Genomic DNA, 11,999 nt, shown 5'->3' with positions numbered 1-11,999 from the left:
GGCGATCTTGTTGGCCTCGGAGCGGGCCTCCGCGATCGCCTGGTCGGCGGTCTGCTGCGCGAGGGACAGGACGCGGGCGGCGCTGTCGCCACCGGGGCCCTGCTGCGGGAGCTGCGGCTGCTGCATGGGCTGCATCTGCTGGCCCATCGGCTGCATCTGCTGCCCCATGGGCTGCATCTGCTGGCCCATGGGCTGGCCGAGCTGGTTCTGGCCGCCCATGGACTGCTGCTGCATCTGCTGCGGCATGGGCTGCTGGCCCATCTGCTGCTGCGGCGCCATCGGGTGCTGGCCGCCCATGGACTGCTGCTGCATGGGGCCGCCCATCGGGCCCGGACCCTGCGGTCCGTGTCCGCCGGGGCCCGGGGGCAGCTGGGGCTGGCCGCCCGGCAGCTGCGGCGGGCCCATCTGCGGCTGCTGCTGCTGCGGCGGGCCGGATATGGCCGCCGGCACGGGGGCGCCCGGGCCTCGCTGGTCCTGGGGTTCCGGCTTGCGCATGTTGGCCTGCTGCTGGCTCTGCGCGGCGGCGCGCGTGGCGGCGGCCAGCTTCGCGCGCAGGTCCTCGTTCTCGCGCAGCAGGCGCGTCAGCTCGGCTTCGACCTCGTCGAGGAAGGCATCGACCTCGTCCTCGTCATAGCCTTCTCGCAGGCGGACGGTCGTGAACTGCTTGTTCCGCACGTCCTCGGGAGTCAGCGGCATGTCTTCTTCACCTCTACGTAGTCGTCGGCAGTCGGCAGGACCGTATCGGGACTGTCCCCGCAGGCGCGGGGGAGCTCATCGTTCACACGCTGCTCGCAGCAGCTCTTACGAAGCTGATGAGGATGTAAACGATGATCATCAGAACGAAGAAGGACAGGTCGAGCGCCACGCCCCCGAGACGCAACGGCGGGATGAACCGCCGAAGCAGTTTGAGCGGTGGATCGGTGACAGTGTAGGTGGCCTCCAGAACGACCACCATCGCCTTGCCGGGTGCCCATGAACGTGCGAACTGGAACACGTAGTCCATGACCAGTCGGAAGATCAGCACGATGAGGAAGCACGACAGCGCGATGTAGACCACGTCTAGTGCGATGCCCATCCGCGCTTCCCTCTCCCCTGTTCCCGCTCTGTTCCCGGTCCCGTGTCTGACGGATCGGTCTAGCTTTGGTTGAAGAACCCGCCCTCCGCGATGCGGGCCTTGTCCTCCGCCGTGACATCGACGTTAGCAGGCGACAGCAGGAACACCTTCTGTGTCACGCGTTCAATACTGCCGTGCAGACCGAAGACGAGGCCGGCCGCGAAGTCGACCAGACGCTTCGCGTCGGTGTCGTCCATCTCCGTGAGATTCATGATCACCGGAGTGCCCTCACGGAAGTGTTCCCCGATGGTACGGGCCTCGTTGTAGGTCCGGGGGTGCAGCGTCGTGATGCGGTACGGCTCCCGCTCGGAGACGACCTTGGGCATGATCACGGGGGCGTTCTTCTCCAGGTTGGTGCGGTCAGGTGTGATGGATGCCACGGGGGCAATTCGCGCGGGACGTCCGTTTTCTGACGGAATTGGGAGGGGTTCGCGCGGCGCCGGCGGCTGCACCGCTCGTACCGGTTCGTCCGTTACGGGCGATTGGTGCACGGGCTGCTGCCGCCGCTCCCGCTCCCGGGGGCGTTCGGGCTCCGGCTCGGGCTCGAATTCGTCGTCGGGGTCGTACCCCGGGTTGTCGTACCGGTCGTCCTCCACGAGGCCGAGGTAGACCGCCATCTTGCGCATCGCGCCGGCCATTCTCCGAGTCCTCCGCTCTGTGGTGGATCGCCCTGTCGCAGGTGTCGCTGTGTCACCAAAGTCACCAACTGCCCGCGATCCACGTGGTCTGTCCGCTCATCTGCGGAAATGACCATATTTTCTGCTGTGGTCCGACTTTCTTCGCGACGTTACCCGAGCCGGGGTCTCGCGCCGAGTACCGCAGTGCCGACGCGTACATGTGTCGCACCGGCCAGGACGGCCTGTTCCAGGTCGGCGCTCATTCCCGCCGACACCATCGTGGCAGCCGGATGGGCCGCGCGCAGGCCGGATGACAATTCCATCATCCGCTCGAAGGCCGCCTGTTCGCGTCCCGCGTAGCGCCCGGCGAGGGGGGCGACGGTCATGAGACCGTCGATCCGCAGCCCCGGCGCGGCGGCGACGAGGTCCGCCAACTCGGCCATCTGCTCGGGTGCGGCGCCGCCCCGGGTCCCGCGCTCCCCCGACTCGGCGTCGAGGGCGATCTGCACGAGGCAGCCGATCTCGCGCCCCCGGTCCACCGCCGCCGCCGAGAGCGCCGTGACGAGCTTCGGCCGGTCGACCGACTGCACCACGTGCGCGTATCCGGCCACGGAACGGACCTTGTTCGTCTGCAACTGGCCCACGAAGTGCCAGTTCAACGACAGATCCGCGCAGGCCGCCGCCTTGGGGGCGGCATCCTGGTCCCGGTTTTCCGCCACATGACGGACCCCCAGGTCCGCCAGCAGGCGTACGTCGGTCGCGGGGTAGGTCTTGGTGACCACGATGAGGGTCACCTCCTCCCGCTTCCGGCCCGCCGCCTCGCAGGCGGACGCGATCCGCTCCTCCACCCGCGCGAGGTTCGCGGCGAGCTCGGACTTACGATCCGTCATCAGTCATTCCAACCAGACATATCCGGCAAGCCGCCCGGTCACCCGGTCGCGGCGGTACGAGAAGTGGTCCCGCGACTCCAGTGTGCAGACCGGGGAGCGGTGACCTTGCGGCACCCCCGCCTCCGCGAGCTGGGCGTGCACCCCGGCGACCACGTCGACGGCCGGCGTCCCCCAGCTGGTCTCGGCCCACGCGGCCGGCACCACGGCGGCGACCGCCTCCCGCATCTCGGCCGGCACCTCGTAGCAGCGCCCGCAGACGGCGGGTCCGGTACGGGCGACGATCCGCGCGGGGTCGGCGCCGAGGCCCACCATCGCCTCGACGGCGGCGGGCACCACACCGGCGACCAGCCCGGGCCGCCCGGCGTGGGCGGCCGCGGCGACCCCGGCGACGGGGTCGGCCAGCAGCACGGGGGTGCAGTCGGCGGTGAGCACGGCGAGGGCGAGCCCCCGACGGGCGGTCACCACCGCGTCCACCGAGGGGATGTCGGCGGCCGGCCCCCAGGGGCCGTCGACCACGGCCACGTCCCGCCCGTGCACCTGGTTCATCCAGACCACGAGGTCCGGGTCGATGCCCAGCTCCTTCGCGGCGGCCGCCCGGTTCGCGCGAACGGCGGCCGGGTCGTCGCCGACCGCGCCGCCGAGATTGAGCTCCTCGTACGGAACGGCGCTCACCCCGCCCCACCGGTCGGTGAAGGCGAAGTGGGCGCCGCTCTCGTGATGCTGCTCCAGCGTCACTTCAAGAAGTCCGGAACGTCCAGCTCTTCGGCCGGGCTGTCCTGGTAGGGCCGGGCCGTCGGGACCTGCGGCGGGGCCGGCGCGGCCTCGACCGGGAGCTCGACCGGGGCCGGGGGCTCCTCGCGCGGGGTCACGGTGCCGAGTCCGCCGAAGGCCGGGCGGACCGGCTCGGGCGCGCGGACCGGCGCGGGGGCCGGCTCCTCGCGCTTGGTGGACGCGGCGCCGATGACGTTGTCCCGGCGGGCCGGGGGCTGTCCGCCGTCGAAGCCGGCCGCGATGACCGTGACGCGGACCTCGTCGCCGAGGGCGTCGTCGATGACGGCGCCGAAGATGATGTTCGCCTCGGGGTGCGCGGCCTCGCTCACCAGCTGCGCGGCCTCGTTGATCTCGAAGAGACCGAGGTCCGAGCCGCCGGAGATGGAGAGCAGCACGCCGCGGGCGCCGTCGATGGACGCCTCCAGCAGCGGCGAGGAGATCGCCATCTCGGCCGCGGCCACGGCGCGGTCGTCGCCGCGGGCGGAGCCGATGCCCATCAGGGCCGAGCCGGCCTCGGACATCACGGACTTGACGTCGGCGAAGTCGAGGTTGATCAGACCAGGGGTGGTGATGAGGTCGGTGATGCCCTGGACGCCGCTGAGCAGCACCTGGTCGGCCGACTTGAAGGCGTCGAGCACCGAGACCTGGCGGTCCGAGATGGACAGCAGGCGGTCGTTGGGGATGACGATGAGGGTGTCGACCTCTTCGCGGAGCTCGGCGATGCCGTCCTCCGCCTGGTTCGCGCGGCGCCGACCCTCGAAGGTGAACGGGCGGGTGACCACGCCGATCGTCAGGGCGCCCAGCGAGCGCGCGATGTTGGCGACGACGGGTGCGCCGCCCGTGCCGGTGCCGCCGCCTTCGCCGGCGGTGACGAAGACCATGTCGGCCCCCTTGAGGACCTCCTCGATCTCCTCGCGGTGGTCCTCTGCCGCCTTGCGGCCGACGGCCGGGTTGGCTCCGGCGCCGAGGCCCCGGGTGAGTTCGCGGCCGACGTCGAGCTTGACGTCGGCGTCGCTCATCAACAGCGCCTGGGCGTCGGTGTTGATGGCGATGAACTCGACGCCCTTGAGACCGACCTCGATCATTCGGTTGATGGCATTGACACCACCGCCGCCGACACCGATGACCTTGATGACTGCGAGGTAGTTCTGCGGTGCTGCCACGTCGAAGGCCTCTCGCCTCGAGTTACGTGTCGCCGCCTCGCGGGCCTGCGGTGCGACGACTGATGCCGAAAATGCGGGACGGTCCGTACGCGCCGACCCGAACCCTAACCCTGAAGTTTAGGGTTAGGGGTGTGTCTGTTCCTCGGACTCTTCCGAACAGGACACTAAGTCGACAAGTAGCGCGTGTTCAACGAACACGCCGAACCTCCCGTTTTTCTTTTCACCCTATGTGATCACCCGTATCGGTGGCCAACCAGGGTGCGTCGGGCCTCGACCCGACGTCAACTCCCGGACACCGCCGGGGCCGTGGGGACGCTCACGTCGAAGTGGTCGGCTTTGGGCGCGGCCTTCAGCAGGGCGGTCAGCGCCCGGCCTTTGGCCTCACCCAGTTCGCCGCTCCCCCACACCACGGAGCGGCCCTTCGTCAGCTCCAGCACGACCGAGTCGAACGACCGTACCTTGACCTGCAGCGTCTCCTTCGCGACTGCGTCGGGAAGGCCTCCCGCGATGCCCACCGCCTCCCGCAACAGCCGCTCCTCGTCGAAGCGGCGGGCGCTCGGCGAGCGGTCCGCGGTCATTTCGAGGAGCGGAACGCCGACGGGTGCTTTCGCAACGGTGTCGAACCGCACACCCTTCCCGTCCACTTCGATGAAGTCCGCGCCATTTTTGATGAGCAGGACCGGTTTGCGCTCCGTCACCTTCAGTCCGATCCCGTGCGGCCAGGCGCGCACCACATCGACCGAATCGATGCGGGGCAGCCTGCCGCGCAGCCGGCTCGCGATCTCGTCGGTGTCCACGCTCACCAGGGGCGCGCCGACGGGCACGGCCGCGGCGTTGAGGACCTGCTCGGGGGTGAGCACCTCGGTGCCGGAGGCCGTGACCTTCTCGACGCGCAGCCAGGAGGACCCGTACAGGGCCCAGGTGCCGCCGCCGGCGAGGAGCGCCGCGGCGGCGAGGGTCACCAGCAGGCGGACCCGGCGCGGTCTCCCGCCGCCGGACCCGCGCGGGCCGGTTCCCTTGGGCGACTTGGGCGGCCGGGGCGGCTTGGGCACGCCGGCGCCCTTGCCGCCCCCGTCCGGCCGGCCGGACGCTCCGCGTCGTGCCGTCGTCGCTCCGGCCACTCCTGTGCCTCCTGGGTCGGCGGTTACCCGCGTGCGGCCGCGATCGCCTCGTGGACGAGTCCGACGAGGAGCTCGTCGGCGTCCCGGCGGCCGAACTCGGCGGCGGCGCGGGACATCTCGTACAGGCGGTGCGGATCGGACAGCACCGGCAGGACCTGGCCGAGCACCCAGTCGGGCGTCAGTTCCGCGTCGTCGACGAGGAGACCGCCGCCGGCCTTGACCACCGGCTGGGCGTTGAGCCGCTGTTCGCCGTTGCCGATGGGCAGCGGTACGTAGGCGGCCGGCAGTCCGACGGCGGCGAGTTCGGCGACGGTCATCGCGCCCGCGCGGCACAGCATCATGTCGGCGGCGGCGTACGCGAGATCCATCCGGTCCACGTACGGTACCGGGACATAGGGCGGCATCCCGGGCATGTTGTCGACACGCGGCAGTTCGTTCTTCGGGCCGACCGCGTGCAGGATCTGGATCCCGGAGCGCTGGAGGGTCGGCGCGGCCTGCTGGATGGTCTCGTTGAGCCGGCGGGCGCCCTGCGAGCCGCCGGAGACCAGCAGCGTGGGCAGGTTGGGGTCCAGGCCGAAGGCGGCCCGCGCCTCGGGGCGTACGGCGGCCCGGTCGAGGGTGGAGATGGAGCGGCGCAGCGGGATGCCCACGTAGCGGGCGCCGCGCAGCTTGCTGTCGGGGGTGGAGACGGCCACGGCGTGCGCGTAGCGGGAGCCGATCTTGTTGGCCAGGCCGGGCCGGGCGTTGGCCTCGTGGACGATGATCGGCACTCCGAGCCGTTTGGCGGCGAGGTAGCCGGGCAGGGCCACGTAGCCGCCGAAGCCGACGACCACATCGGCCTTGGTGCGGACGAGGATCTCCTCGGCGGCCTTGATGGTGCCGCGCAGCCGGCCGGGGACGGTGATCAGTTCCGGGGTGGGCTTGCGGGGCAGCGGTACGGCGGGGATGAGCCCGAGCTCGTAGCCGCGTTCGGGCACGAGGCGGGTTTCGAGGCCGCGCTCCGTGCCGAGGGCGGTGATGCCCACGGTCGGGTCCTGCCTGCGCAGGGCGTCCGCGAGGGCCAGCGCCGGCTCGATGTGGCCGGCGGTCCCCCCACCGGCGAGTACGACATGCACCGAAATTCACCGCTCTCCGGACGGACGCCTCTTGACGCGCCGTCTCATCGACTTCCATATCGGCCCGCTCCGCTTCCAGCCGGCTCTCGGCTGTCGCATCGCGAGCGCCGCACGCGCCGCCGGCTCCTCCCGCGCGAACGCGATGAGCAGTCCGACCGCGAACATGGTCGGCAGCAGGGCGGACCCCCCGTAGGAGAACAGCGGGAGGGGTACCCCTGCGATCGGCAGCAGACCGAGCACCGCACCGATGTTGATCACGGCCTGCGCCGTGATCCAGGTGGTCACGCCTCCCGCGGCATACCGTACGAAGGAGTCCTCCGTGCGTCCGGCCACGCGGATACCCGCATAGCCTAGAGCCGCGAACAGGGCGAGCACCGACAGCGTCCCCGCCAGGCCCAGTTCCTCACCGGTGATGGCAAAGATGAAGTCGGTATGGGCTTCGGGCAGTTGCCCCCATTTTTCCACACTCGCCCCAAGGCCGGAACCGAACCATCCGCCGGATGCGAGGGCGTAGATCCCGTGGACGCCCTGCCAGCAGAGGTCGTTCTTGCCCGGGTCCGTCGCCCCGAGGCAGGCGAGCCGGTCCATGCGGTGCGGGCTGGTCTTGATGAGCAGTGCGACGATCACACCCGCGAAGAGGAGCACCGCGGCGAACATCCGCGTCGGCGCCCCCGCGAGCCACAACAGGCCGAACAGGACGGCTCCGAGGATCATCGCGGTGCCCATGTCGCCGCCGAGCATGATCAGCCCGAGCAGCAGGAAGGCGACCGGGACCAGCGGCACCAGCAGGTGCTTCCACTGGGTCAGCAGCCCCTTGTCGCCCTTGCGGGCCAGCAGGTCGGCGCCCCACAGGATCAGGGCCAGCTTGCCGAACTCGCTGGGCTGGAGCATGAACGGGCCGCCCAGGGAGATCCAGTTCTGGTTGCCGTTGATGGAGACCCCTATCCCGGGGACCTGGACCAGGACCATCAGGAAGAGGGTTCCGGCGAGCACCGGGTAGGACAGCGCGCGGTGCAGTTTGACCGGCATCCGGGAGGCGGCGAACAGCAGGACGCCGCCGATCGCGGCGGCCAGGAACTGCTTCTTGAAGAAGTAGGCGTCTCCCAGGCCCAGCTGGAGGGCCTTGATCATGGACGCCGAGTAGACCATCACCAGGCCGAGCACGGTGATGAGCAGCGAGCTGCCGAAAATCAGGTAATACGCCGTGAGCGGGCGGTCCCAGGCCTTCGTCAACTGCCGCCGCGTACGCCTCAGCCGCTCCAGCGGCCCGCGCCGGGCGGGCCGCCCGGAACCGGCGGCAGGGCGTCTGCGGCCCTGCGCCTTGACGGCGGAGGGCCGCCGTCCCGGCAGCATCTGTTTGGCCGGCATCTGTGATCTTCCCCTCCACTCGTACGGGGCGAGCAGCCGGCCGGAGGGAACCTGTAGGGCGCCCTCGGCTAGGCCGGGTCCGCGGCGCTCCCGGAGGCGAGTTCGCGCACCGCGTCGGCGAACGCGTCGCCCCGCTTGTTGTAGTTCGCGAACATGTCCATCGAGGCGCACGCGGGCGCCAGGAGGACGGTGTCTCCGGGTTCCGCGAGCCGGGCCGCTTCCCGGACCGCTGCGAGCATCGCCCCAGTGTCGGTCCGTTCGAGGTCGGTCACCGGGACCTCGGGCGCGTGTCGTGCCAGTGCCTCCGCGATCAGCGCCCGGTCGGCGCCCATCAGCACCACGCCCCGCAGCCGCTTCGCGGACTTGCGTACGAGCTCGTCGAAGGTCGCGCCCTTGGCGAGGCCGCCGGCGATCCAGACGACCGGCTCGAAGGCGGCCAGGGAGGCCTCGGCCGCGTGGGTGTTGGTGGCCTTGGAGTCGTCGACGTAGCGGACCCCGTCGACCTCGTCCACGTACGCCACGCGGTGCGCGTCGGGGCGGAAGTCGGGGCGGAAGTCGCGCAGCCCGTCGCGCACGGCGCGCGGCTCGACGCCGAAGGCGCGGGCCAGGGCCGCCGCGGCGAGGGCGTTGGCGATGTTGTGCGGGGCGGGCGGGTTGACGTCCTCGACGCTCGCCAGCTCCTGCGCGTTCTTCTGCCGGTTCTGCACGAACGCCCGGTCGACGAGGATCCCGTCGACCACGCCGAGCATGGAGGGGGCGGGGGCGCCGAGGGTGAAGCCGATGGCCCGGCAGCCCTCCTCGACGTCGGCCTCCTCGACCAGCCGCTCGGTGGCGGGGTCGGCGACGTTGTAGACGCAGGCGACCGTGTTGCCCTCGTAGATGCGGCCCTTGTCGGCGGCGTACGCCTCCATGGAGCCGTGCCAGTCGAGGTGGTCCGGGGCCAGGTTGAGGACGGCCGCGGAGTGGGCGCGTACGGAGGGCGCCCAGTGCAGCTGGTAGCTGGAGAGCTCGACGGCGAGGACGTCGTACTGCTCCTCGCCGGTCACCACGTCGATGATGGGGGTGCCGATGTTGCCGACGGCGGCGGTCTCCAGACCGGCCGCCCGCAGGATCGAGGCCAGCATCTGGGTGGTGGTGGTCTTGCCGTTGGTGCCGGTGATGGCGAGCCACGGGGCCGCGTTCTCGCCGCGCAGCCGCCAGGCGATCTCGACGTCGCCGACGACCTCCACACCCGCCTCGGCCGCGGCCGCGAACAGCGGGCTGTCGGGCTTCCAGCCGGGCGAGGTGACGACGAGCTCGGTGCCCTCGGGGAGGGTCTCGGCGTCGCCCAGGCGCACGGTGACGCCCTTGGCCTCGGCCTCCAGCTCGGCCGCGCGGGCCCGGTGGCCCTCGCTGTCGCCGCCGTCGACGACGGTCACCACTGCGCCGAGGCCGGCCAGGGCGCGGGCGGCGCTGATGCCGCTCACGCCGAGGCCGGCGACGGTGATGTTCCGGTCCTGCCAGGGGGTCACTTGTCCGCTGCCCATCCCGCGTAGAAGAGGCCGAGACCCACGATCACGCACATGCCCTGGATGATCCAGAAGCGGACCACGACAAGGACTTCGGACCAGCCCTTGAGTTCGAAGTGGTGCTGGAGCGGGGCCATTCGGAAGACTCGCTTGCCGGTCAGCTTGAAGGAGCCGACCTGGATGACGACCGACATCGTGATGAGCACGAAGAGGCCGCCGAGGAGGGCCATCAGGAACTCCGTGCGGGAGCAGATGGCCAGACCCGCGAGCGCGCCGCCGAGCGCGAGCGAGCCGGTGTCGCCCATGAAGATCTTGGCGGGCGAGGTGTTCCACCACAGGAAGCCGAAGCAGGCTCCCATGAGGGCGGAGGCGACGACCGCGAGGTCCAGCGGGTCGCGGACCTCGAAGCAGGCATTGGGGTTGGTCAGGGTCACCGCGTTGGCGCAGGACTCCTGGTGCTGCCAGACGCCGATGAAGGTGTAGGCGCCGAAGACCATCACGGCGGCGCCGGTGGCGAGGCCGTCCAGACCGTCGGTCAGGTTCACGCCGTTGGACATGGCCAGGATCATGAACAGGGCCCAGACCACGAACAGCACCGGGCCGATGGACCAGCCGAAGTCCGTGACGAACGACAGCTTCTCCGAGGCCGGGCTGAGCCCGCGCGAGTCCTTGAACTGGAGCGCGAGCACGGCGAAGGCGATGCCGACGATCAGCTGGCCGGCCATCTTGGCCTTGGCCCGCAGACCGAGCGAACGCCTCTTGACGATCTTGATGTAGTCGTCGAGGTAGCCGACCAGGCCCATGCCCGCCATCAGGAAGAGCACCAGCAGGCCCGAGAAGGACGGCGACTCGCCGGTGATGACCTTCGTCAGGGCGTAGGCGATGAGGGTGGCCAGGATGAAGGAGATACCGCCCATCGTGGGCGTGCCCTTCTTGCCCGCGTGGCCGCGGGGGCCGTCGTCGCGGATGAACTGGCCGTAGCCCTTGCGGGCCAGCAGCTTGATCAGCAGCGGGGTGCCGATGACGGTGAGGAACATGCCGATGACACCGGCGAACAGGATCTGCCTCATCGGCCGGCGACCTCGCCCTCGCCCTGGAGCAGCGCCAGCGCCACCCGCTCCAGACCGACCGACCTGGAAGCCTTCACCAGCACGACGTCCCCCGGGCGCAGTTCACTGCGCAACAGGTCGATCGCCGCCTGCGCGTCGGACACGAGCACCGACTCCTCACCCCACGAACCCTCGTTATATGCGCCCAGCTGCAGCCAGGACGCTTCCCTGCCCCCGACTGCCACGAGCCTGCTCACGTTGAGCCGGACGGCAAGCCGCCCCACCGCGTCGTGCTCGGCCAGCGACGCGTCACCGAGCTCGGCCATGGGACCGAGCACCGCCCACGTACGTCCCCCGCCCTCCTTGCCGGCGCCGCCCATCGCGGCCAGTGCCCGCAGGGCGGCCCGCATGGACTCGGGGTTCGCGTTGTAGGCGTCGTTGACGATCGTGACGCCGTCCGCCCGCTCGGTGACCTCCATGCGCCACCGGGACAGGGTGCCCGCCCCGGAGAGCGCGGTGGCGATCTCCTCGACTGACATGCCCAGGACATGGGCGACGGCGGCCGCGGCGAGCGCGTTCGACACGTGGTGCTCACCGTACAGGCGCAAGGTCACATCGCTGCACCCGGTCGGTGTGTGGAGTGTGAAGGAGGGCTGTCCCGAGGGGGTCATCCGCACTTCGGTCGCGCGTACGTCCGCGTCCTCGGCTTCGCCGAAGAGGACCGTACGGGCCTTCGTGCGGGCGGACATCGCGCGCACCAGCAGGTCGTCGGCGTTGAGGACGGCGACCCCGCCCTCGGCCTCGGACGGCAGGGCCTCGACCAGCTCGCCCTTGGCCTGGGCGATGGCCTCGCGGCCGCCGAACTCGCCGATGTGGGCGGTGCCGACGTTCAGGACGAGGCCGATGCGCGGCGGGGTGAGCCCGGTCAGGTAGGCGATGTGCCCGATGCCGCGGGCGCCCATCTCCAGGACCAGGTGCCGGGTTTCGGCGGTGGCCTTCAGCGCCGTGAGCGGCAGGCCGATCTCGTTGTTGAGGGAGCCCGGCGTCCACACGGTGGGCGCGTGGTGCTGGAGCACCTGGGCGATCAGGTCCTTGGTGGAGGTCTTGCCGGCCGAGCCGGTCAGGGCGACCACGTCGGTGCCGAGCCGTCCGACGACGGCGCGGGCCAGGGCGCCGAGCGCCTTCTCCACGTCGTCGACCACGATCGCCGGGACCCCGACCGGCCGGGCGGCCAGGACGGCGGCGGCGCCGGCGGCGACCGCGCGCTCGGCGTACTCGTGGCC

At 70.9% G+C, this 11,999-nt stretch carries 12 protein-coding genes; all 12 read right to left on the bottom strand.

The genetic code is table 11. The features are described from left to right. A partial coding sequence (locus VR44_RS23440; RefSeq protein ID WP_045949553.1) for a DivIVA domain-containing protein occupies positions 1 to 696 on the bottom strand: 696 nt, incomplete at its 3' end. Between the two features lie 82 nt (positions 697 to 778). Then, entirely contained in the window at positions 779 to 1,075 is a 297-nt protein-coding gene (locus tag VR44_RS23435) for a YggT family protein (protein ID WP_045949552.1), read from the bottom strand. Positions 1,076 to 1,134: 59 nt separating this feature from the next. Further along, positions 1,135 to 1,752, bottom strand: coding sequence for a cell division protein SepF (locus VR44_RS23430; protein WP_045949551.1), 618 nt, complete (start codon positions 1,750 to 1,752; stop codon positions 1,135 to 1,137). Between the two features lie 149 nt (positions 1,753 to 1,901). Beyond that, on the bottom strand, positions 1,902 to 2,621 hold the full coding sequence (locus VR44_RS23425) for a YggS family pyridoxal phosphate-dependent enzyme (protein ID WP_045949550.1): 720 nt from the start codon (positions 2,619 to 2,621) through the stop codon (positions 1,902 to 1,904). Between the two features lie 3 nt (positions 2,622 to 2,624). After that, entirely contained in the window at positions 2,625 to 3,356 is a 732-nt protein-coding gene (gene pgeF, locus VR44_RS23420) for a peptidoglycan editing factor PgeF (RefSeq protein ID WP_094191860.1), read from the bottom strand. Then, entirely contained in the window at positions 3,353 to 4,555 is a 1,203-nt protein-coding gene (gene ftsZ, locus VR44_RS23415; protein WP_045949549.1) for a cell division protein FtsZ, read from the bottom strand. The genes pgeF and ftsZ overlap by 4 nt, the downstream gene beginning before the upstream one ends. 281 nt (positions 4,556 to 4,836) lie before the next feature. Further along, positions 4,837 to 5,676 (bottom strand): cell division protein FtsQ/DivIB, encoded by an 840-nt coding sequence (locus VR44_RS23410; RefSeq protein WP_045949548.1) that lies wholly within the window; start codon positions 5,674 to 5,676, stop codon positions 4,837 to 4,839. A 23-nt stretch (positions 5,677 to 5,699) separates the two neighbouring features. Continuing rightward, positions 5,700 to 6,791, bottom strand: coding sequence for an undecaprenyldiphospho-muramoylpentapeptide beta-N-acetylglucosaminyltransferase (gene murG, locus VR44_RS23405; protein ID WP_045949547.1), 1,092 nt, complete (start codon positions 6,789 to 6,791; stop codon positions 5,700 to 5,702). A 6-nt stretch (positions 6,792 to 6,797) separates the two neighbouring features. Next, positions 6,798 to 8,159 (bottom strand): putative lipid II flippase FtsW, encoded by a 1,362-nt coding sequence (gene ftsW / locus VR44_RS23400; protein WP_045949546.1) that lies wholly within the window; start codon positions 8,157 to 8,159, stop codon positions 6,798 to 6,800. Between the two features lie 68 nt (positions 8,160 to 8,227). Beyond that, complete coding sequence (gene murD / locus VR44_RS23395; RefSeq protein ID WP_045949545.1) at positions 8,228 to 9,685, bottom strand: UDP-N-acetylmuramoyl-L-alanine--D-glutamate ligase; 1,458 nt, start codon at positions 9,683 to 9,685, stop codon at positions 8,228 to 8,230. Continuing rightward, entirely contained in the window at positions 9,667 to 10,737 is a 1,071-nt protein-coding gene (mraY, locus tag VR44_RS23390) for a phospho-N-acetylmuramoyl-pentapeptide-transferase (protein WP_045949544.1), read from the bottom strand. The genes murD and mraY overlap by 19 nt, the downstream gene beginning before the upstream one ends. Next, positions 10,734 to 11,999 (bottom strand): UDP-N-acetylmuramoyl-tripeptide--D-alanyl-D-alanine ligase (locus VR44_RS23385; protein ID WP_045949543.1); only part of this gene is annotated, 1,266 nt, incomplete at its 5' end. The genes VR44_RS23385 and mraY, both read right to left, overlap by 4 nt.

Origin of the sequence: Streptomyces katrae, from assembly GCF_000966975.1 — a bacterium.
Taxonomy (GTDB): Bacteria; Actinomycetota; Actinomycetes; order Streptomycetales; family Streptomycetaceae; genus Streptomyces; species Streptomyces katrae.
This window is presented reverse-complemented; position numbering and strand designations above follow the sequence as displayed.